The following is a 20,972-nucleotide window of genomic DNA, read 5'->3' on the forward strand; positions in this document are numbered from 1 at the left end:
CTCTATCCCTTCGCCGGACGGAATACGGGGAGGGTGATCTTGTCGTCGAGCGCCTCGAAGGCGACCTCGAGCTTCATGTCGAGTTTGAGCGCCTCCGGCGTCTGCGGGCAGTCGATGATGTTGCTCATCATCCGCGGTCCCTCTTCGAGCTCGACTACCGCAATCGCGTAAGGCGGCGTGAAGCCGGGCGCGGCGGGACGGTGGTTGATCACGTAGCTGTAGAGAAAGCCGTTGCCGCTCGCCTTGAAGATGCTGACCTTGCGCGAGGCGCAGGACGGGCAGAACGGGCGCGGCGGGAAATAGACATGCGCACAGGCGTCGCAGCGCTGCAGGCGCAACTCGCCCGCCTTGGTGCCGTCCCAGAAATGCTGGGTCTCCGGCGTCGGTTTCGGTCGCGCGCGATGCGGTTCGGCCATCTCGGCAGGTCCTCCCAAGGCCAAGCGAAGCCCGGCTGTTGCGATCTTGATCCGACAATCGACCATGGCGCGTCAACGGTCCAGCAATGCGCATGCATGCCATCATGCGCACAATGCTTGTGTCGAAGTGAGGCAGCGCTATACATTGCGCGCAAATATTCCGTGAGACAGACATGCCCGATTTTTCGACACTGAAGAAGCTCGCCGAAGACCTCGAAAGCGGCCGCACCAGCTCCCGCAAGCTGGTCGAGGCTTGCATCGCCAAAATCGCCGATCCGGCCGGCGAGGGGCAGCGTACCTTCATCCATGTGGACAGGGACGCCGCGCTTGTGGCGGCGGATGCGATGGACGGTTTGCGCAAGGTGAAGGCGGCGCCGTCGCGCTACGCCGGTATCCCGGTCTCGATCAAGGATCTCTTCGACATCAAGGGCCAGGTGACGCGCGCCGGCTCCCGCGCGCTCGATGATTCCTCGCCGGCCGAGCAGGATGCCCCCACGGTAGCGCGGCTGCGCAAGGCCGGCTTCGTCGTGATCGGGCGCACCAACATGACCGAGTTCGCCTATTCCGGCATCGGCATCAATCCGCATTACGGCACGCCAAAGGGCGCCTGGAACCGGGCCGAGGGCCACGTGCCCGGCGGTTCGTCCTCGGGTGCCGCGGTGTCCGTGCTCGACGGCATGGCGCATGGCGCGCTCGGCACCGACACCGGCGGCTCCTGCCGGATTCCGGCGGCCTATAACGGCATCGTCGGCTACAAGCCGACGCAGCGGCGCGTGCCGCTCGACGGGGCTGTGCCGCTGTCGTTCTCGCTCGACAGCATCGGGCCGCTGGCACGATCGGTCAGTTGCTGTGCCATTCTCGATGCCGTGCTCGCCAACGAGCTGATCGGCCCGCTGAAGCCGCGACCTGTCAAGGGCATGCGGCTGGCGGTGCCGACCACGATCGCGCTCGATGACCTCGACGCGGCTGTGGCCGGGACATTCGAGCGTGCGCTCAAGAGCCTTGCCGATCACGGCGCGATCATCGAGCGCATGGAGATGGCCGAATTCCACGACATCGGACCGATGAACGCCAAGGGCGGCTTTGCGGCTTCCGAAAGCTACGCCTGGCACCGCTACCTCCTCACATCCAAGGGTGACGTCTACGATCCCCGAGTCTCCGTGCGCATCATGCGCGGCGAGGCGCAGAGCGCGGCGGACTACATCGATCTTCTCCACGAGCGCCGCTCGCTGATCGCCCGCGTCAATGCGCGGATCGCGCCCTATGACGCGCTGGTGCTGCCGACCACCGCCAACACGCCGCCGAAAATCGCCGATCTCGCCGACGACAAGGAGTTCACCAGGGAAAACCTGCGGGCGCTCCGCAATTGCACCCTGATCAACATGATCGACGGTTGCGCCATCTCGCTGCCGGCGCATCGCGAGGGCGAAATTCCCGTCGGCCTGATGCTGGCGGGCGCGGGCGGATCGGACCGCCGTATCTTCGAGCTTGCTGCCGGCATGGAGGCCGTAATTCGTGTTTGACCTGACCTTCACCGTTGACGCCCAGGACACCACCACGCCGCTGACGCTGGCGATCGACCAGATGGTCATCGCCGGCTGGACCGGCCGCGATCCGGTCGCGCGCGACAAGCACATTGCCGAGCTGCAGGAGATGGGTATCGCGCCGCCGGCCTCGACGCCGATCTACTACCGTGCCTCGGCGCGGCGGCTGACGCAGGAGGACAGCATCGAATGCACCGGCGGCGATTCCTCCGGCGAGGTCGAGTTCGTGCTGATCGGCTGGCAGGGTCGCATTTTCGTCGGCTGCGGTTCCGACCACACCGACCGCAAGGTCGAAGCCTACAACGTCACGGTGTCCAAGCAGATGTGCGACAAGCCGATCGCATCCACCGTGTGGGAGCTCGAGGACGTCATCGGCCATTGGGACAGGATGATCCTGCGCTCCTGGGCCACGATCAAGGGCGAGCGCGTGCTCTACCAGGAGGGCACGCTCGACGCGATGCTGCCGGTCGTCGACCTCATCGCGCGTGGCTTCGACGGTGGGAAATTCCCCGACGGCTGCGCCATGTTCGGCGGTACGTTTGCGGCGAAGGGCGGCATCCGTCCCGCCGATCGCTTCGATTTCGAGCTGGAGGACCCCGTGCTGAAGCGCACGATCAAGCACGGCTATGACGTGGTGACGCTGCCGGTGCGGGGCTAAAGTCTCTCCTTCGTCATTGCGAGGAGCTCTTGCGACAAAGCAATCCAGACTGGTTCCGCGGAGGAATTCTGGATTGCTTCGCTCCGCTCGCAATGACGGGGAGAGAGACGGAAATCGGGTGGTAGAGGACGGGGCGGTCCTGCGAAGGTCAGAGAGCCATGACAGCAACAGCACGCAAATCGCCTCAATCCCCGTCAGCGGATACTGCCGCCCATGTCGATGCCCTCGACTGGCCGCAAATCACCGGCGAGCTCGACACCCACGGCTCCGCCGTCCTGAAGGGCCTGCTCACGCCGGAGCAGTGCCGCGCCGTCGCCGCGCTCTATCCCGACGACACCAACTTCCGCAGCCGTATCGTCATGGGCCGCCACGGCTTTGGCCGCGGCGAATACAAATATTTCTCCTATCCGCTGCCCGATCTGATCGCGCAGTTGCGCCCGGCGCTCTACGCGCATCTCCAGGGCGTCGCCAATCGCTGGAACGAGGCGATGGGGATCGACATTCGCTATCCCGCCACTCACGCCGCGTTCCTGAAACGATGCCACGAGGCAGGCCAAACGCGGCCGACGCCGCTGCTGTTGCAATATGAGGCCGGCGATTTCAACTGCCTGCATCAGGATCTCTATGGCGAGCACGTGTTCCCGCTCCAGGTCGCGATCCTCTTGTCCGAGCCGGGACGCGATTTCACCGGCGGCGAGTTCGTGCTGACCGAGCAACGCCCGCGCATGCAGTCCCGCGCCGAAGTGGTTCCGCTCGCGCAGGGCGACGCCGTTGCCTTCGCTGTGCATCATCGTCCAGTGCAGGGGACACGCGGCACCTACCGCGTTAATCTCCGCCATGGCGTCAGCCGGATTCGCTCTGGCCAGCGCTACACGCTGGGTGTGATCTTTCACGATGCGAAATAAACGCTGCCGCTGATGGGGGATTTGTTCGATAATGTCGCCGAAGCTCAGCCGTCGCGCGAGAAGATCGCCGACGGCGCCGTGCTGCTGCGCGGCTTCGTCAAGCCGATCGAAAGCGAGTTGATCGATGCGGTGCGCGCCATCGTGGCGCAGTCGCCGTTCCGGCGCATGACCACGCCCGGCGGGCATCTGATGTCGGTCGCCATGACCAATTGCGGCGAGCGCGGCTGGATCACCGATCATACCGGCTATCGCTATGATCCCATCGACCCGCGGACCGGGGCGCCGTGGCCGGCGATGCCACCCGTGCTCCGCGATCTCGCCCGCCGCGCGGCGGAGCAGGGCGGCTTTACTGGCTTTGCGCCCGATGCCTGCCTCGTCAACCGCTATGAGCCTGGCACGCGGCTGTCGCTGCATCAGGACAAGGACGAGCTGGATTATTCGGCGCCGATCGTCTCGGTCTCGCTTGGGCTACCTGCGACCTTCCTGTTCGGCGGCCTGGCACGCAACGACAAGCCGCGCCGGTTCCGGCTCGTCCATGGCGATGTCGTGGTCTGGGGCGGGGCTAGCAGGCTCGCCTATCATGGCGTCGCGCCGCTCGCCGATGGTGAACATGCGTTGCTCGGGCCTAAGCGGATCAATCTGACGTTTCGCAGGACGCGCTGATCTTCCTTCTCCCCTTTTGGGAGAAGGTGCCTTCCCGAAAGGGAAGGCGGATGAGGGGTCTCCATCCGCGGAGACAGCCCCTCATCCGTCTCGCCGCCGCTGCGCGTCAGCGATCCACCTTCTCCCGCAAGGGGAGAAGGAAAGAGTTCCGGAACGACGATGCTTCGTTTACGGCTTCGGCGGGTGGATGAATGCCCACGGGCTCACTTCCGAATCCCGCGTCACTTCCACCGAGATCAGATACGGCCCGCCATGGGCGAGCGCCTTCTCCATCGCCGCCTTGAACTGATCCGGCGCGGTGACGCGCGCAGCGGCGACGCCAAAGGACTCCGCGAGTTTGACGAAATCCGGATTGACCAGATCCGAGGCCACCACGCGGCCGTCGAAGCGCTCGCGCTGGTCGCGGCGGACATTGCCGTAGGCGTTGTTGTTGAACACCAGCGTCACCACGCCGATGTTGAACTGGACGGCGGTGGCCAGCTCCTGCACGCCGAACATGAAGCCGCCGTCGCCGGTGATCGCCACCACCGGCTTGTCGGGATTTGCGACCTTGGCGCCGAGGGCGGTCGGGAAGCCCGAGCCGAGCGTGCCCTGATAGCCTGATGTGATGAAGGTGCGCGGCTCGTAGATCGGAAAGCCGTACCAGGAGGCGAAACCGAACTGGGACAATTCATCGGTCACGATCGCGTTCGCCGGCAGCACCTCGCGCAGGATGTTGAGATACGCCATTTGCGGCTGGATGCGTTGGATCTCGGCGTGCGCTGTCGCAGTGGCCTCGCGGATCGCTCCCCGCCGGCCGCTGGTCCTGGCATAGCCGGCCTTCTTCACGGCTGCGACCAGATCGGCGGTGCCGGCTTTGGCATCGGCGACGATAGCGACATCGGAGGCGAGCCGGCGCATCTCGGCCGGATCGATATCGACACGAATGGATTTCAGTCCCTTCGGCTGATACGGCCAGCGGAAGCCCGATGCCGGCAGTTCGGCGCGCGTGCCGATCGCGATCATCAAATCGGTCGTCGGCCACACCTTGTAGGCCGCCGCCATGGTCAGGCCGAGCTCATGCGCATTGGAGACGATGCCGCGGCCGCTGCGGAAGGCGACGACGGGCGCGTCGATCATCTCGGCGAGTTCGAGAATCTCCTCGCGCGCTTCGATTGCGCCGCTACCGACGAAGATCATCGGCGCCTTGCTGTTCTTGATCAGCGCGGCCGACTGCTTGATCATATCAGGGTCGGGCTGCGGCGCCGGCAAAGGTTCCAGCACCTGTGCTGCAGCCGTGTCCGCGCGTTGGGTGAAGACGTCCCAGGGCATTTCGACCGAGGCGGGGCCACGCCGTCCGGATGTCATCTCCTGGAAGGCGCGCGCGACGGTGGTCGGCGCGTTGCCGGGATATTCGATCCGGTCCGCCCATTTCACATAGGTGCGTAAGGTCGCGAGCTGGTCCGGCATCTCATGCAGATGGCCGCGGCCCTTGCCGAGAAATTGCGTCGGCACCTGGCCGGTGACGCACAGCACCGGCTCGTTGCAGCCGAAGGCGGTGAGCAGCGCGGCGCTGGCGTTGAGCACGCCGGGGCCGGGCACCACGCTGAACACGCCGGGCCTGCCGCTGGAACGGGCATAGCCGAACGCCATGTAGCCGCAGGCCTGCTCGTGCCGCGCGCCGATCACCTTGAGCTGGGCCTGGTGGAAGGCGTCGAACAGGCCGTAGACCTGCGCGCCGGGCAGGCCGAACACGGTGTCAACGCCATGAGCGACAAGGCCGCTTACGATCGCTTCGCCGCCGGTGAGGGTGGTCATGGCATTATTCCATTTCAATCGGTGTTCAGGCTTCGTTGACGACGCCGTTTCGCAAGGTCCCGATGCCATCGGACGCGACTTCGATAACATCGCCCGGCTTCAGATAGCGCGGCGGATCGAACCGCGCGCCGGCGCCGGTCGGCGTGCCCGTGACGATGACGTCGCCGGGGACAAGCGTTGCGAAGGTCGAGATATAGCTGATGAGATAGCGGAACGGGAACATCAATCGGCTGGTGCGGTCGTCCTGGCGCAGCTCGCCATTGACATGCGTGGTGAGGCGGATGTCGGCAATCTGCGATTCCTGCGTGTAGGGCACCAGCCACGGGCCAAGGCTGCCGCTGGAATCGAAGTTCTTGCCCTGCGTGACGTTGAACTTGGCATGGCGCAGCCAGTCGCGCACCGAGCCTTCGTTGCAGAGCGTCAGCGCGGCGATGTGATCGAGCGCAGAACTTTCCGGAATGTGTCGGCCTTGCTTGCCGATCACCAGCACGATCTCGCCTTCATAGTCGAGCTGCGCGGAGGCGCGCGGGCGCACCAGCGGCGTGTCGTGGCCGACGAAGGAGCGCGGCGAGCGCATGAACATGCTCGGATATTTCGGCGCGTCCTGGCCGTCCTTGTACTCGGCATTGCGGTCGGGATAGTTGACGCCGATGCAGATGATCTTTTCCGGCGCGGGCACCGGCGGCAGCCAGATGATGTCGCCGAGTGTGTGATCGGGCGTGCGGCCGGCAGCCTCTTCGGCGAGGCTCGCGAGCTTTCCCGCCGCGATCACCTCGCGCAGCGTCGGATAGTCCTTGGCGTGGCGCGCGGAGAGATCGACAATGCCGCCGTCAACGACGGCGCCGTAGCTGACGGCACCCTTGACGGAATAGGTGGCGAGGCGAGGGAGTGTCATTGCTTAATCCGCCACCAGCACGTCGGCCACGAACTTCGGCTCGCGCACGGCTTGCCCGGCGAACGGCGAACCCTGCTCGAACCAGGAGCGCGGGGCCGGCGCGCCCCACAATGTCTGGCGGCGCGGATCGCGCAGCGACCAGCGCAGCGGCTCGTGGTCGTGATCGCCGGTGAAATAGTCGCTGGTGTAGAGCTCCAGCCGGTGGCCATCGGGGTCGCGAACATAAAGGAAGAACGCATTCGAGATGCCGTGGCGGCCGGGGCCCCGCTCGATGTTCTTCACGAAGCCCTGCGAGGCCATGACATCGCAGAGATGGATGATGTTCATCGCCGTCGGCGTCCAGTACGCGAAGTGGTGCAGCCGCGGGCCCTTGCCGTTGGTGATGGCAAAGTCGTGGACATTGCCCTTGCGATGCATCCAGGCGGCGGCGATGCGCCCGTTCGGTCCGTCCTCCTCCGCGTATTCGGTGAGGCGAAAGCCGAGCCGGGCGTAGAATTCGACGGTGTCCTGCACCTCGGCGGCGAACACGTTGAAATGGTCGAGCCGCTGCGGATGGCAGCCCCTGTAGAGATCGTAGCGGCGCAGCAGATGCGGCCGCCGGTCCATCGACGCATATAGCTCGATCTGGAAGCCGAAGGGGTCGGTGAACTGCAGCGTGCGGCCCTGGAACGGCTGATCGACGAAGGCGTAGCCAAGGCCGTTCTCGGACAGGAACTTCGCAGCCTTGTCCAGATCCCCGTCGTTGCCGACCTTGAAGCCGAGGCGGTTGCAGGCAGGCGCGGCCGCCTTGCGCAACACCAGCGAGTGATGCTGATGCTCCTCGGCGGCGCGCAAGTAGACGACCTTGTCGTCGGCGTCCTCGACATGCAGGCCGACAACGCTTTCATAGAACTCGCGGCTGAGCTTCACGTCGGTGACGTCCAGCACGGCGTGGCTGGAGCGGATGATGTTGAACGGCGGCTCGAAGATATGTTGCGGTACGGGCATTGCGTTTCCCCTCTCTAGACCCAGCCATTCCTCGTTGGCGCTCCGCGCGCCGAGGAACCGCGGGCGTTAGATTCCCAGCTTCTGAATCTTATGCGTGCCCCGCGCCAGCGAGACGTGCTTGGTTTCCATGTAGAAATCGAACGAGTAATCGCCGCCGTCGCGGCCGATGCCGGAGGCCTTCATGCCGCCGAACGGCGTCGGCAGATGGCGGACGTTTTCCGAGTTCAGCCAGATCATGCCGGCTTCCAGCGCATCCGCGACACGCAACGCGCGGCCGACATCGTTGGTCCAGACATAGCCGGTCAGGCCGTAGCGGATGTCGTTGGCGATCTCGATCGCGTCTGCTTCGTCCTTGAAGGGCAGCACGGTGAGGAAGGGGCCGAACACCTCTTCCTGCGCCACGCGCATCTTGCCGTGTGCGCCGGTCACCAGGGTCGGCTCGACATAATATCCGCCGCCCGGGCCATCATAGGCCTTGCCGCCGACGGCAATCGTCGCGCCGTCCTGGCGTGCGACGTCGAAATAGGAGCAGACCTTCGCGAGATGACGTTCGTGGATCAGCGGCCCGATCTCGGTGGCGGGATCGAGGGGATGGCCGACCTTCAGCGCTTTCACCCGTGCGGTCAGCTTTTCGACGAATTTTTCGGCGATGCCGGCCTGGATCAGCAAGCGGCTCGACGACGTGCAGCGCTCGCCGTTGAGCGAGTAGATCATGAACACGACCGCATCGAGCGCGCGGTCGAGATCGGCGTCGTCGAACACGATCACCGGGTTCTTGCCGCCGAGTTCGAAATGCACGCGCTTCAAGGTCGGCGCGCCCTGAACCATGATCGCCGAGCCCGTCGAACTTTCGCCGACGAAGCCGATCGCCTTGATGGCGGGATGCTCGGTCAATGCCTTGCCGGCCTCTTCGCCAAAGCCATGTACGGTATTGAGCACGCCGTCGGGCACGCCGGCTTCCTTGACGAGCTTCGCAAGAATGGCCGCCGTGATCGGCGACCATTCCGCCGGCTTGTGCACGACGGTGCACCCGGCCGCGAGGGCAGGGGCGATCTTCCAGGTCGAAAGCATGAACGGCGTATTCCACGGCGTGATCACGCCGACCGGGCCGATCGGCACGCGCGTCGAGACGTTCCAATGCTCGTCGCTCGGTGTGTTCTGGCCGTCGCGCGCCTCGCCGCATCTGTCGGCGAAGAAGCGGAAATTCTCGGCGGCGCGGATCGCGGCCTTGGCCATGAAGCGATAGGCCTGGCCGGTGTCGATGCATTCGAGCACCGCGATGTCCTCGGCATTGTCCTCGATGGCGTCGGCCACGCGATGCAGCAGCTTCTTCCGCATCGCCGGCCCCATGTCGCGCCAGGATTTGAAGGCGAGTGCGGCAGCGGTGGCGGCGCGATCGACATCCTCGGCATTGCCGCGGGCGACGCTCGCCAGCGTCGCGCCGTCGACCGGCGATTTCGTCTCGAACGTCTCGCCGGAGATCGACGGCACGATCTTGCCGTCGATCATGTGGCCGATACCGTCGGCACGCAGCGTCTTCAGCAGCGGTGCGATGCGGTCGCGATTGGCCTGGAATACGTCGGTTTTCGGCGTGGGCTTATCCATAGGCGGCCTCCGCTTTCAGGGCGTCGTGGATGTTGTTGCGCTTCCAGCTCGTATCCTTGTCGTTGATCTGCATGTCGAACGAGAGCGCGAATTTCGAGCTTGCGAAGACGGGATCAAGATGGCGGGAGAGCGCCTGGAAGATTTGTTCGCCGGCTTTCTTGCGGGTTGGCAGATCGCGGCCTTCGCCGATGCGCAGCACCATGTCGAGAAAGCCGTAATCCTGCCGCGCGTCCGCAATCGCATAATGCTCGCATTTGACAGCGCGGACGCGGATGCCGCCGAGCGGGAAGATGCCGGTCTCGACCGCAGCCTTGCGCACCACCTCACACGCCGCGCCGATGTCGAGGCGGTCGTCGAGATTCGCCGAATATTCGATCGTGAAATGCGGCATCGCGGTTTCACTCCCTGTCTTTTTGGTCGTCTAAGCGAAGTAGCAGCTCACCGAGCCGTAGGCGCCATAATCGGCTTGAATTGTGTCGCCCTTGCGGGTCTCGATCGGACGGATGAAAGAGCCGGCGAGCACGATTTGCCCGGGCTCAAGCGCAAGGCCGAGCGGTGCGATCTTGTTGGCGAGCCAGGCGACTGCAGTCGCGGGATGATTGAGCACGCCGGCGGCAAGGCCGGTCTCTTCCAGCTGGCCGTTCTTGAAACAGAGCGCGCCGATCCAGCGCAGGTCCGCGTCCGGCGGGCGGATCGGCCGTCCGCCGAGCACGATGCCGGCATTGGCCGCGTTGTCGGCAATGGTGTCGAAGATCTTTCGGGTCGCCTTGGTCTGGGGATCGACGCGCTCGATCCGCGTGTCCAGAATCTCCAGCGCCGGCACCACGAAGTCGGTGGCGTTGAGCACGTCGAACAGTGTGCAGTCGGGGCCCGCGAGGCGTTTGCTCATGACGAAGGCGAGCTCGGCTTCCACGCGCGTCGCGATGAAGCGCTCCGTCGGGACGAGGCCACCATCGGCGAAGAACATGTCGTCGAGCAATACGCCGGAATCCGGCTCGTTGATGCCAAGCGCGCTCTGCATCGCCTTCGAGGTCAGGCCGATCTTGTGTCCCCGGACGATGCGCCCCTCGGCGACCTTGACGTCGACCCAGGCCTTCTGAATCGCGTAGGCGTCAGCGATGCTGATGTCGGGAAAGTCCTGCGAGAGCTGCCGGATCTGCGTGCGGGTCTTCTCCGCCTGGTGCAGACGGTTCGCGCAAGCTCGGATATCGTCGTTCGAAAGCGCCATGTGTAATCTTACAAATCGTGGTGCCGGAAAATACTTAACATGTTAAGTTAATGCGTCAATCGCAAATTGGCTTGCTGCACTGCAAACGTTTCGCGGCTTGAAAGGGCGTCATGACGAAGAGACCGGCTGATCCTGCGAATGGAAGCGAGCCCGCCGTGCGGCAGGTGCCGATGCGTGACTTCTCGCGTTCGCTGCCGATGTCGTTGCTGCGGGCACGCGAAGCGGTGATGCGGCAATTCCGTCCCTCGCTGCGCACGCATGGCCTGACCGAGCAGCAATGGCGCATCCTGCGCGCGCTCGCGGCGATCGACACGGTCGAGGTCACGGAACTCGCGCGCACCGCGTTCCTGCTCGGCCCGAGCCTGTCGCGCATCCTGCGTGATCTCGAGGCGCGCAATCTGATCGAGCGCAAGACCGCCAAGGCGGACCAGCGCCGCAGCATGGTCTCGATCTCGGAAAAGGGCGTGAAGCTGATGGCTTCCGTCGCGCCGTCCTCCGAAGCGATTTATGCCGAGATCACGCGACGCTTTGGCGCGCGCAAGCTCGTCGAATTGCAGGAGATGCTCAGCGAGCTCGAACAAAGTCTCGCAGGGCTCGGCGCGGGCGAGGAGGCAAGTGCCGAGGAGTGAAAGCAGATATGCGCGAGCGCGCGGCAACAATCATGGACATCGCCGCATTTTTTCGCTCAAAGTGCCCCGCAGCCGATGCGCAAAAATCGGCGCGCCGGGACGGATTGCGCCGCCTTTGCCAAGTGAAACCTTGCGTCATCGCGAGCGTAGCGCGGCGGTCGGGTTCGCGCTAATAACGGCATCGTGCTGTCGCGGCGCTCGTCATGGTGACGAAGGTCCAAAACAAAGAAGGAAGGCAACGTGGCGAACAAGGTCAAGGAAATCTGGAAGTCGGGCAAGGCCGTGGTCAACGCGTGGCTCGCGATTCCCTCCGGCTTCTCGGCCGAGATGATCGCGCAATGCGGCTTCGACAGCGTCACCGTCGACATGCAGCACGGCGTGCAGGATTATCTGTCGATGGTGCAGTGCTTCCAGGCGATGGACAAGCATCCGATCACGCCGATGGTCCGCGTGCCCTGGAACGAGCCCGGCATCATCGGCAAGGTGCTCGATGGCGGCGCCTATGGCGTGATCTGCCCGATGGTCAACACGCCGCAGGAAGCCAGGAACCTCGTCTCCTATGCCAAGTACCCGCCGAAGGGCGTCCGCTCCAACGGCCCGATCCGCGCCGGCATGTACGGCACCGCGGGCTCCTACCAGAAGACGGCCAACGACGACATCGTGCTGCTGCCGATGATGGAGACCAAAACCGCGGTCGAGAACATGGAAGCGATCTTCGACGTCGAAGGCATCGACGGCGTCTATATCGGCCCGTCCGACCTCGGCTTCTCCTACGGCCTCGAACCGAAGCTCGATCGCACCGAGCCCGAGATCCTTGCGATCTACGAGAAGATCATCAAGGAGTGCGGCAAGCGCGGCCTCAATCCGGGCATCCATTGCAGCGGCGCCGAAGGTGCCGCGCGCGCCATCAACATGGGCTTCAAGCTGGTGACGCTCTCGAACGAGGTCGGCCTGATGACGACCTACGCCAAGATGCAGGTCAACGCCACCCGGAAGGATTCCGGCGGCAAGGCCTGAGAACTCGCGAATGGCGATGGGGAGTAGCGAATGAGCTGCTCCCCTTTTCCATTCGCCACTCGCTACTCACTATTCGTCTGAAGGAGACCTCCCATGACCATCAGCCCCGTCATTCGCCTGCATCCCGATGATGGCGTGCTGATCGCGCGCGCGAGCTTGCCGCCGGGAACATTGGTGGCCGACGGCGTGACGACGGTCGAGCGCATTCCTTCCGGCCACAAGGTCGCGATCAAGCCGATCGCATTGGGCGAGCCGGTGATACGCTACGGCCAGATCATCGGCTTTGCGACGGTGCCGATCGCGCCGGGCCAGCACGTGCACGTGCAGAACTGCGGCATGGGCGATTTCGCCAAGGACTATGCCTATTGCGTCGACGTCAAGCCGACGCCGAATTTCGATCTGCCGGCGAGTTTCGAAGGCATCCGCCGTCCGGACGGCCGCGTCGCCACGCGCAACTACATCGGCATCCTCACCTCGGTGAATTGCAGCGCGCATGTCGCAAGCCTCGTCGCCGACGTCTTCAAGAAGAATCCGTTCACCGGCGACAATCCGCTGGCCGACTTCCCCAATGTCGACGGCGTGGTCGCGCTGACCCACAAGACCGGCTGCGGCATGACGCAGAACGAGCCCTTAGCGCTGCTCCGCCGCACGCTCGGTGGTTATGCACGGCACGTGAACTTCTCTCATGTGATCGTGCTCGGCCTCGGCTGCGAGGTGAACCAGATCGGCGGCCTGATGGAGGAGCAGAAGCTCGCGGGACGTCTGCGTGCGATGGACATCCAGGAAGTCGGCGGCACCCGCAAGACGGTGGAAGCCGGAATTGCCTTCGTGCGCGAGGCACTCGCGGAGTCCAACAAGGTCAAGCGCGAGTCCGTTCCGGTGAGCGAATTGACCGTGGCGCTGCAATGCGGCGGTTCGGACGGCTATTCCGGTGTTTCCGCCAATCCGGCGCTGGGTGCGGCCAGCGATCTCATCGTACGTCACGGCGGCACCGTGATCCTGTCGGAGACGCCGGAGACCTATGGCGCCGAACATTTGCTCACGCGCCGCGCCGTCAGCCGCGAAGTCGGCGAGAAGCTGGTCGATCTCATGCGCTGGTGGGACGAATACACGACGCGCGAAGGCGCCGAGATGAACGCCAATCCCAGCCCGGGCAACAAGGCCGGCGGTCTCACCACCATTTTGGAGAAGTCGCTCGGCGCGATGGCGAAGGCCGGCACCACCAATCTCGTCGAGGTGCTGCGCTACGCCGAACCCATCACCAAGAAGGGTTTCGTGTTCATGGACACGCCTGGCTACGATCCCGTTGCCGCGACCGGGCAGGTCGCCGGCGGCGCCAATCTGGTCTGCTTCACCACGGGTCGCGGCAGCGTGTTCGGGTGCAAGCCGGCGCCTTCGATCAAGCTCGCGACCAACACGCCCATGTACAAGCGCATGGAAGAGGACATGGACGTCAATTGCGGCACCATCCTCGAAGGCGAGGAGAGCGTCCAGCAGTGCGGCCAGCGCATTTTCGATCTCATCCTCAAGACCGCGTCCGGACAGCCGACCAAGAGCGAGAGTTTTGATTTCGGCGGCGCCGAGTTCGCGCCCTGGGTGCTGGGCGCGACGATGTAGCAAAGGCGTAGCCCGTGCCGTAGGCACGGTCTGCCCGTTGTTAGTGCTTGATCGAGGTCACCAGCGGTGTTCTGCTCAAAAAAGCTGCTGGAGTACCGCACCCCGTGTCGATCTACGTCGCATTACACCACGTCACGCATTACAAATACGACCGCCCGATCGATCTCGGCCCGCAGACCATCCGTCTGCGGCCGGCGCCGCATACCCGCACGCCGATCCTGAGCTATTCGCTCAAGGTCACGCCGGCCAATCATTTCGTGAACTGGCAGCAGGATCCGCTAGGCAATTGGATCGCGCGCTACGTCTTCCCGGAGAAGACGACCGAGCTCAAGATCGAGGTCGATTTCACGGCGCAGATGACCACGGTCAATCCGTTCGACTTCTTCGTCGAGCCCTATGCCGACAGCTTTCCGTTCGAATATACGCAAGATCTCAAGACCGAACTCGCGCCTTATCTCGAGACCGTCAAGCCCGATCGGCTGTTCGCGAAATATCTCGACACGATCCCGCACGAAGCCCCGAACACCGTCAACTTCCTGGTCGATCTCAACAGGGAGCTGCAGAAAAAGATCGGCTACGTCATCCGCATGGAAGCGGGCGTGCAGACGCCGGAGGAGACGCTCTCCTCCGCGGCCGGCTCGTGCCGCGACTCCGCCTGGCTCCTGATCCAGACCTTCCGGCACCTCGGTCTCGCCGCCCGTTTCGTCTCCGGCTATCTGATCCAGGTCCGTCCCGACATCGATCCGATCGAGGGGCCGCCGGAGGTCGAGAACGATTTCACCGATTTGCACGCCTGGGCCGAGGTCTACCTGCCGGGTGCAGGCTGGATCGGCTTCGACGCGACCTCGGGCATGCTCGCGGGCGAGGGCCACATCCCGGTCGCCGCGACACCGCACTACCGCTCGGCCGCGCCGATCTCCGGCGGCGCGGGCTTTGCCGAGGTCGAATTCGCCTTCGACATGAGCGTCAAGCGCATTCGCGAGGCGCCGCGCATCACAAAACCGTTCTCGGACGAATCCTGGATACGGCTCAACGATCTCGGCGAGCAGGTCGACGGCGATCTTGCGGCGCAGGACGTGCGTCTGACCATGGGCGGCGAGCCGACCTTCGTCTCCGTCGATGATCTCGAAGGCGCCGAGTGGAACACGGACGCTGTCGGTCCGACCAAGCGCGGGCTCGCCGACGATCTGATCCGCCGCCTGCGCGCGCGTTTCGGACCCGGGGGCCTGCTGCACTTCGGTCAGGGCAAATGGTATCCCGGCGAAAGCCTGCCGCGGTGGGCATTTGGCCTGTACTGGCGCAAGGACGGCGTGCCGATCTGGAAGAATGCCGACCTCATCGCCAGCATCGAAAATCCGCGGCCGGCGCAGGCCAAGGACGTCCAGGCGTTCGTGGAGGGCGCGGCGCTGCGGCTTGGGCTCGATCCCGGCTACATCATGCCGGCCTATGAGGACACCGCGTACTGGCTGCAGAAGGAATCCGAGCTTCCCGTCAACGTCGATCCCTCCGATTCCAAATTATCCGATCCGGAGGCCCGCGCGCGGATGGCGCGTGTATTCGAGCAGGGGCTCAACAATCCTCGCGGCTTCGTGCTGCCGGTGCAGCGCTGGAATGCGGCACCACGCTGGCGCAGTGAGCGCTGGCAGCTCCGGCGCAGTCATCTTTTCCTGATGCCGGGGGATTCCCCGCTCGGCTTGCGCCTGCCGCTGGACTCGCTCGGCTATGTCCCGCCCGATCAATATCCCTACATCGTCGAGCGGGATCCGATGGAGGCCCGCGGCAAGCTGCCCGTGTTCAGCCTTCCGGCGCGTCCGGACTCGCCGGAGCGGCTCGAGCCCGAAGAGCTCAATACCTCCGTGCCGGTTCGCACCGCGATGTCGGTTGAGGTCCGCGACGGCGTGCTCTGTGCCTTCATGCCGCCGGTCGAGCAGATCGAGGATTATCTCGAGATGATCGCGGCGCTCGAAGCCACGGCCGAGGAGATGCAGCTCCAGGTCCATGTCGAGGGTTATCCGCCGCCGTTCGATCCGCGCGTCGACGTCATCAAGGTGACGCCCGATCCCGGCGTGATCGAGGTCAACGTCCAGCCGGCAAAGAACTGGCGCGAGGCGGTCGACATTACCGTCGGGCTCTATGAGGATGCGGGCAAGACGCGCCTCGGCGCCAACCGCTTCCTGGTCGATGGCCGCCACACCGGCACCGGCGGCGGCAATCACGTCGTGGTCGGCGGCTCGAGCCCGCAGGACTCGCCGTTCCTGCGCCGGCCTGATCTGTTGAAGAGCCTGGTGTTGCACTGGCAGCGGCATCCGGCGCTGTCCTATTTCTTCTCCGGCCTGTTCATCGGCCCGACCAGCCAGGCACCACGCATCGACGAAGCCCGCCACGACAGCATTTACGAGCTCGAGGTCGCACTCACGCACGTGCCGCCGCCGGGCACTCAGGCGCCGCTGTGGCTGGTGGATCGCTTGTTCCGGCATCTCCTCGTCGACATCACCGGCAACACCCATCGCGCCGAGATCTGCATCGACAAGCTCTATTCACCTGATGGCACGACCGGACGCCTCGGCCTGGTCGAATTCCGCGCGCTCGAAATGCCGCCGGATCCACGCATGTCGCTGGCGCAGCAGCTGCTGATCCGCGCGCTGATCGCAAAATTCTGGCGCGAGCCGCAACAAGGCAAGTTCGTGCGATGGGGCACCGCGCTGCACGACCGCTTCATGCTGCCGCACTTCATCTGGGAGGATTTCCTCGAAGTGCTCACCGAGTTGAAGCAGTCCGGGTATCCGTTCGAGCCTGAATGGTATCTGGCCCAGCTCGAATTCCGCTTCCCCGCGTTCGGCCGCATCCATCATGGCGGCGTGACGCTGGAGCTGCGGCAGGCGCTGGAGCCTTGGCACGTCCTCGGCGAGGAGGGCTCGGCCGGCGGCACCGTGCGCTATGTCGACTCGTCGGTCGAGCGGCTTCAGGTCAAGGCGGAAGGCTTCGTCGCGGGCCGCCATATCGTCGCCTGCAACGGCCGCCGCCTGCCGATGACCGCCACCGGCCGCTCTGGTGAAGCCGTGGCCGGCGTCCGCTTCAAGGCCTGGCAGCCGGCCTCCGGCCTGCATCCGACCATTCCCGTTCACGCGCCCCTGACTTTCGACCTCATCGACACCTGGAACGGCCGCTCGCTCGGCGGCTGCGTCTATCACGTCGCCCATCCCGGCGGCCGCAGCTACGACACCAAGCCCGTCAACACCTACGAGGCCGAGGCGCGGCGGCTGGCGCGCTTCCAGGACCATGGCCATACGCCGGGTCCGATGCAGCCGCCGCCCGAGGAACGCACAAATGAGTTTCCGCTGACCCTCGACTTGCGGACCCCGCTCCTGCAATGAGTATGATGCCGGGGCAGGGAGTGGCGCATGGCCGAGGGCGCAGCCGAAGAGGACGACAAGGCGGGTCAGGCGCAAGGTCAACGTGATGGCCAGCGCGAAGGCCAGCGCCGCTTCGCGCAATGGGTCCGCGACTACAGGCGCCTGCCCGACATCCCCGACGAGTTTCTCGGCCCGGACGGCAAGCCCCGCGCGGTCTGGAGCCGCTTCTTCGATGCCTTCGGTGCGCTCGCGCCCGATGAGGTTGAGCGGCGGTTTGGCATGGCCGACCGTCATCTCCGCGAGGCCGGCGTCACCTATCGCGCGCCCGGCGAGAGCGCCGACCGGCCCTGGTCGATCAGCCATCTGCCGCTGCTGATTGACGAGGCCGACTGGAAGCAGCTGTCCGACGGCATCACCCAGCGCGCCGAGTTGCTCGAGCTCGTGCTGCGTGACATCTATGGCGAGGGCCGCCTCGTCGCCGAAGGCGCGCTGCCGGCGGCCGCGATCGCGGGGAGCCCCGAATATCTCCGTCCCGCCTGCGGCGTGCCGCCGCCGGGCGGGCGCTATCTCTCGCTCTATGCCGCCGATGTCGGCCGCGGGCCCGACGGACGCTGGTGGGTGCTCGGCGATCGCACGCAGGCGCCGTCGGGTGCGGGCTATGCGCTGGAGAACCGCCTGGTGCTTTCGCGCGCCTTCTCGGATCTCTACAAGTCGATGAACGTCCCGCGCGTCGCACCATTCTTCGAGGCGTTTCGCGACAGTCTTCGGGCGCGCGCCGACCGCGACGAACCGCGGATTGGCGTGCTCACGCCGGGCAGCTTCAGCGAGACCTATTTCGAGCACGCGACGCTGGCGCGCTATCTCGGCTTCCTGCTGGTCGAGGGCGACGATCTCGCCGTCAGCGACAATCATATCCACATCCGCACGGTTGCAGGCCTCAAGCGCCTCGACGTGCTGCTGCGCCGTGTCGATTCCAATTCGCTCGATCCGCTCGAGCTCGATGCCTCGTCACGGCTCGGGGTCCCCGGCCTGATCGACGTGCTGCGCAAGGACGGCGTCGTCGTCGCCAACATGCCGGGCTCGGGTGTCCTCGAGGCGCGCGCGATGCTCGGCTTCCTGCCGGCGCTCAGCCGCCGGCTGCTCGGCGAAGAGCTGAAGATGCCGCACATCGCGACCTGGTGGTGCGGCCAGCGCTCGGCGCGCGACGAAGTGTTGTCGCGGCTCGACGAGGTCGCGATCGAAGGCGCGTATCGGCGCGGCGTTCCCGGTTTCGACAGCAACGGTCCGGTGCTTGCGAGCGAACTCGACGCCGCCGGGCGCCGGCGCCTGAGCGACGCCATCGCTGCGCGCGGCATGGACTATGTCGGCCAGGAGGTGGTGCGGCTCTCGACCATGCCGGTGTGGGAACAGGGGCAAATCACGCCGCGTCCCTTCGTGCTGCGCGTGTTCGCAGCCGCGACGCCGGACGGGTGGGCCATCATGCCCGGCGGCTTCTGCCGGATCGCCGAGCAGCCGGATGCGCGCGCGGTGTCGATGGGCGACGGCGCGCGCTCCGCCGACGTCTGGGTGGTCTCGGACAAGCAGGTCTCGACCGCGACGCTGCTGCCTGCGATCGACAAGGTGCGCATCCGCCGTATCGCCGGCGTGCTGCCGAGCCGCGCCGCCGACAATCTGTTCTGGCTCGGCCGCTATCTCGAACGCGCCGAGGCGACGCTGCGGCTGGTGCGGGCGCTGGGCTCGCCGAGCGGGCCCAACAAGGGCACCGCGGCCTCACTGCAATCGGCGGAACGTATCCAGCGCCTGCTGGTGACTTGGGGCGCGATCTCGCAGACCTCGCGCGCGGCGCCCGGCCGCATCGTTGCCGAAGCGCTGCAGAGCCCGGAGCGTTTCGGCTCGGCACTGTCGCTGGTCCGCGCGGCCCAGCGCACGGCGACCTCCTTGCGCGAGCGGCTGTCGCCCGATGCCTGGCAAGTCATCACGGAGATGGTCGAGCGGCTGGCCGTCGAGGTCGAGGACGACGACAGCGTGCTGAGCGCGGCCGAGTTGACCTTGCAGGAGCTCGCGAGCTTTGCCGGCCTTGCGCATGAGAACATGAACCGCGCCGCCGGCTGGCGCTTCCTCGATATCGGTCGGCGCACCGAGCGCGCCATCAACACCACGCGCTTTGCCCGGCAGTTTGCCTATGACGAGGCCGGCGACGAGGATCTCGATATCCTGCTGACGCTGGTGGATTGCCAAATCACCTACCGCTCGCGCTATCTGCTGGCGCCGATCCTGGCGCCGGTGCGAGACCTCGCCGTGCTCGACAATTACAATCCGCGTTCCGTGGCGTTCCAGGTGACGACGCTGAACGAACACATCGCCGCACTGCCGAGCCTGAAGGAGCACGGCCTGATCGAGAAGCCGCAGCGGCTTGCGGTCGCGCTGCAGGCGATGCTCGCGACCGCGCAGGCCGAAAAGCTCGAGGTCAAGACGCTGTTCGCCCTGGAGCAGGATCTGCTCAGCCTCGCCGAGGCGGTCGGGCAGCACTACTTCCCGCACGGTCCCAATGCGAGCCGGCCGGAAAAGCTGACGGGGCTGGCGTGATCTACGATATCCGTCACGTCACCACCTACGAATACGAGAGCCCGGTTAGCTTCGCGCGCTGCACGCTGCGGCTGGAGCCGAGGAGCGGCAATGGCCAGGAGCTGATTTCGCATAAGGTCGAGATCCGTCCGCGCCCTGCGGAGCGTAGCGTCCGGCGCGATTTCTTCGGCACGTTGACCGAGAGTGTCGTGATCGAGGCCGCGCATCGCACCCTGCGCATCGATTCCCGCTCTCGCGTGAAGGTGTCGCGCCAGCCGCCGGCGCGCGCCGCTGTCAGCCCGGCTTGGGAGAACATTCGCGACATCGCCTTCGAGGCGACGAGCCTCGGGCCGTCCTCGCCGGTCGGCTATGTCTTTGCGAGCCCGCTAGTGCCGGTGCTGGGACCGGTCAGCGCCTATGCGGCGGAAAGCTTTGCGCCCGGCGCGGGCATCCTTGCCGGGGCGGTCGATCTGATGCATCGCATCCGCACCGAATTTCGCTACGACCCCAAGGCGACGGTGATCTCGACGCCGCTCAACGAGGTCTTCGTCAAGCGCCATGGCGTCTGTCAGGATTTTGCCCATGTCATGATTGCGGGCTTGCGCGGGCTGGGCCTGCCCGCGGCCTATGTCAGCGGATATTTGCGCACCATTCCGCCGGCGGGCCAGCCGCCCCTGCAGGGCGCCGACGCCACCCATGCCTGGGTGTCGCTGTGGTGCGGGGACGAGCTTGGCTGGGTCGATTTCGACCCGACCAACGATCTTATGGTTGCTGGCGACCATATCGTGCTCGCAGTCGGCCGCGACTTCTCCGACGTTTCGCCGGTCGACGGCATCATCGTCGGCTCGCCGAAGCAGAAGCTCGACGTCGCCGTCGACGTGCTGTTGGTGGAATGATTGCGGGTCCTGCCCGCGACACCCATCCCGGGTGTGGCGGGTCTGCACCGCAACCGCGATATCGCGGGGCACAAACCGCAACATATTTCCGAGTTTGCGCCCCCGGGTTTGGCCAGTCGGCCAAGATGGGCTATGCTGGCGCCTGCTCGAGGACGAGAATGAGACGTCGGGAATTGGCGTGGAAAACCACCGACAGA

At 65.4% G+C, this 20,972-nt stretch carries 17 protein-coding genes; 10 read left to right on the plus strand and 7 right to left on the minus strand.

Going from position 1 to position 20,972, the window contains the following annotated elements:
• Positions 1-2 precede the first annotated feature (2 nt).
• Positions 3-416 carry an OB-fold domain-containing protein gene (locus tag IVB42_RS33450; RefSeq protein ID WP_247394124.1) on the minus strand — a complete coding sequence of 138 codons (414 nt, stop codon included), beginning with the start codon at positions 414-416 and terminating at the stop codon, positions 3-5.
• A 173-nt stretch (positions 417-589) separates the two neighbouring features.
• On the opposite strand from IVB42_RS33450, the gene IVB42_RS33455 reads away from it, so the two are divergent.
• The 4 genes from IVB42_RS33455 (at position 590) to alkB (ending at position 4,186) form a co-directional block, all read left to right on the plus strand.
• A complete protein-coding gene (locus tag IVB42_RS33455; protein WP_085352193.1) occupies positions 590-1,939 on the plus strand; it encodes an amidase in 1,350 nt (449 codons plus the stop codon).
• Entirely contained in the window at positions 1,932-2,618 is a 687-nt protein-coding gene (locus tag IVB42_RS33460) for a DUF2848 domain-containing protein (RefSeq protein ID WP_085352194.1), read from the plus strand. Before IVB42_RS33455 ends, IVB42_RS33460 begins: the two co-directional genes overlap by 8 nt.
• Positions 2,619-2,776: 158 nt before the next feature.
• Positions 2,777-3,523, plus strand: a complete 747-nt coding sequence (locus IVB42_RS33465) for a 2OG-Fe(II) oxygenase (RefSeq protein ID WP_085352195.1) — start codon at positions 2,777-2,779, stop codon at positions 3,521-3,523.
• A 9-nt stretch (positions 3,524-3,532) separates the two neighbouring features.
• Entirely contained in the window at positions 3,533-4,186 is a 654-nt protein-coding gene (gene alkB / locus IVB42_RS33470) for a DNA oxidative demethylase AlkB (protein ID WP_204513909.1), read from the plus strand.
• Between the two features lie 168 nt (positions 4,187-4,354).
• Here the strand turns inward: alkB and IVB42_RS33475 are convergent, their stop codons facing one another.
• The 6 genes from IVB42_RS33475 to hpaH form a co-directional block, all read right to left on the minus strand.
• On the minus strand, positions 4,355-5,983 hold the full coding sequence (locus IVB42_RS33475; RefSeq protein WP_247394121.1) for a thiamine pyrophosphate-dependent enzyme: 1,629 nt from the start codon (positions 5,981-5,983) through the stop codon (positions 4,355-4,357).
• 25 nt (positions 5,984-6,008) lie between these two features.
• On the minus strand, positions 6,009-6,878 hold the full coding sequence (locus IVB42_RS33480; RefSeq protein ID WP_247394105.1) for a fumarylacetoacetate hydrolase family protein: 870 nt from the start codon (positions 6,876-6,878) through the stop codon (positions 6,009-6,011).
• Positions 6,879-6,881: 3 nt separating this feature from the next.
• Positions 6,882-7,865, minus strand: a complete 984-nt coding sequence (gene hpaD / locus IVB42_RS33485) for a 3,4-dihydroxyphenylacetate 2,3-dioxygenase (RefSeq protein ID WP_247394102.1) — start codon at positions 7,863-7,865, stop codon at positions 6,882-6,884.
• Between the two features lie 66 nt (positions 7,866-7,931).
• A complete protein-coding gene (gene hpaE / locus IVB42_RS33490; RefSeq protein ID WP_247394099.1) occupies positions 7,932-9,470 on the minus strand; it encodes a 5-carboxymethyl-2-hydroxymuconate semialdehyde dehydrogenase in 1,539 nt (512 codons plus the stop codon).
• The gene (locus IVB42_RS33495; RefSeq protein ID WP_085362331.1) at positions 9,463-9,861 is read right to left on the minus strand and encodes a 5-carboxymethyl-2-hydroxymuconate Delta-isomerase; all 399 of its coding nucleotides are present in this window, start codon (positions 9,859-9,861) and stop codon (positions 9,463-9,465) included. Before IVB42_RS33495 ends, hpaE begins: the two co-directional genes overlap by 8 nt.
• Before the next feature lie 30 nt (positions 9,862-9,891).
• A complete protein-coding gene (gene hpaH / locus IVB42_RS33500; RefSeq protein ID WP_247394096.1) occupies positions 9,892-10,698 on the minus strand; it encodes a 2-oxo-hept-4-ene-1,7-dioate hydratase in 807 nt (268 codons plus the stop codon).
• A gap of 110 nt (positions 10,699-10,808) precedes the next feature.
• On the opposite strand from hpaH, the gene hpaR reads away from it, so the two are divergent.
• The 6 genes from hpaR to IVB42_RS33530 all read left to right on the plus strand — a co-directional run bounded on the left by hpaR (position 10,809) and on the right by IVB42_RS33530 (position 20,775).
• Complete coding sequence (gene hpaR / locus IVB42_RS33505; protein ID WP_018456948.1) at positions 10,809-11,327, plus strand: homoprotocatechuate degradation operon regulator HpaR; 519 nt, start codon at positions 10,809-10,811, stop codon at positions 11,325-11,327.
• Between the two features lie 240 nt (positions 11,328-11,567).
• Complete coding sequence (locus tag IVB42_RS33510) at positions 11,568-12,344, plus strand: aldolase/citrate lyase family protein (RefSeq protein ID WP_018456947.1); 777 nt, start codon at positions 11,568-11,570, stop codon at positions 12,342-12,344.
• Positions 12,345-12,437: 93 nt separating this feature from the next.
• Positions 12,438-13,961 (plus strand): altronate dehydratase family protein, encoded by a 1,524-nt coding sequence (locus IVB42_RS33515; RefSeq protein ID WP_018456946.1) that lies wholly within the window; start codon positions 12,438-12,440, stop codon positions 13,959-13,961.
• A 104-nt stretch (positions 13,962-14,065) separates the two neighbouring features.
• Positions 14,066-17,335 (plus strand): transglutaminase family protein, encoded by a 3,270-nt coding sequence (locus IVB42_RS33520; protein WP_247394093.1) that lies wholly within the window; start codon positions 14,066-14,068, stop codon positions 17,333-17,335.
• A gap of 27 nt (positions 17,336-17,362) precedes the next feature.
• Positions 17,363-19,900 (plus strand): circularly permuted type 2 ATP-grasp protein, encoded by a 2,538-nt coding sequence (locus IVB42_RS33525; protein ID WP_085352205.1) that lies wholly within the window; start codon positions 17,363-17,365, stop codon positions 19,898-19,900.
• Positions 19,897-20,775 (plus strand): transglutaminase family protein, encoded by an 879-nt coding sequence (locus IVB42_RS33530; protein ID WP_085362335.1) that lies wholly within the window; start codon positions 19,897-19,899, stop codon positions 20,773-20,775. Before IVB42_RS33525 ends, IVB42_RS33530 begins: the two co-directional genes overlap by 4 nt.
• The last annotated feature ends 197 nt before the right edge of the window (positions 20,776-20,972 follow it).

Origin of the sequence: Bradyrhizobium sp. 45, from assembly GCF_023073155.1 — a bacterium.
GTDB lineage: Bacteria > Pseudomonadota > Alphaproteobacteria > Rhizobiales > Xanthobacteraceae > Bradyrhizobium > Bradyrhizobium canariense_D.

Coding starts and splice junctions, on each gene's coding strand:
- IVB42_RS33450 (WP_247394124.1), bottom strand. CDS start 416: ATGGCCGAACCGCATCGCGCGCGACCGAAACCGACGCCGGAGACCCAG.
- IVB42_RS33455 (WP_085352193.1), top strand. CDS start 590: ATGCCCGATTTTTCGACACTGAAGAAGCTCGCCGAAGACCTCGAAAGC.
- IVB42_RS33465 (WP_085352195.1), top strand. CDS start 2,777: ATGACAGCAACAGCACGCAAATCGCCTCAATCCCCGTCAGCGGATACT.
- IVB42_RS33475 (WP_247394121.1), bottom strand. CDS start 5,983: ATGACCACCCTCACCGGCGGCGAAGCGATCGTAAGCGGCCTTGTCGCT.
- IVB42_RS33480 (WP_247394105.1), bottom strand. CDS start 6,878: ATGACACTCCCTCGCCTCGCCACCTATTCCGTCAAGGGTGCCGTCAGC.
- hpaD (WP_247394102.1), bottom strand. CDS start 7,865: ATGCCCGTACCGCAACATATCTTCGAGCCGCCGTTCAACATCATCCGC.
- hpaE (WP_247394099.1), bottom strand. CDS start 9,470: ATGGATAAGCCCACGCCGAAAACCGACGTATTCCAGGCCAATCGCGAC.
- IVB42_RS33495 (WP_085362331.1), bottom strand. CDS start 9,861: ATGCCGCATTTCACGATCGAATATTCGGCGAATCTCGACGACCGCCTC.
- hpaH (WP_247394096.1), bottom strand. CDS start 10,698: ATGGCGCTTTCGAACGACGATATCCGAGCTTGCGCGAACCGTCTGCAC.
- hpaR (WP_018456948.1), top strand. CDS start 10,809: ATGACGAAGAGACCGGCTGATCCTGCGAATGGAAGCGAGCCCGCCGTG.
- IVB42_RS33515 (WP_018456946.1), top strand. CDS start 12,438: ATGACCATCAGCCCCGTCATTCGCCTGCATCCCGATGATGGCGTGCTG.
- IVB42_RS33525 (WP_085352205.1), top strand. CDS start 17,363: ATGGCCGAGGGCGCAGCCGAAGAGGACGACAAGGCGGGTCAGGCGCAA.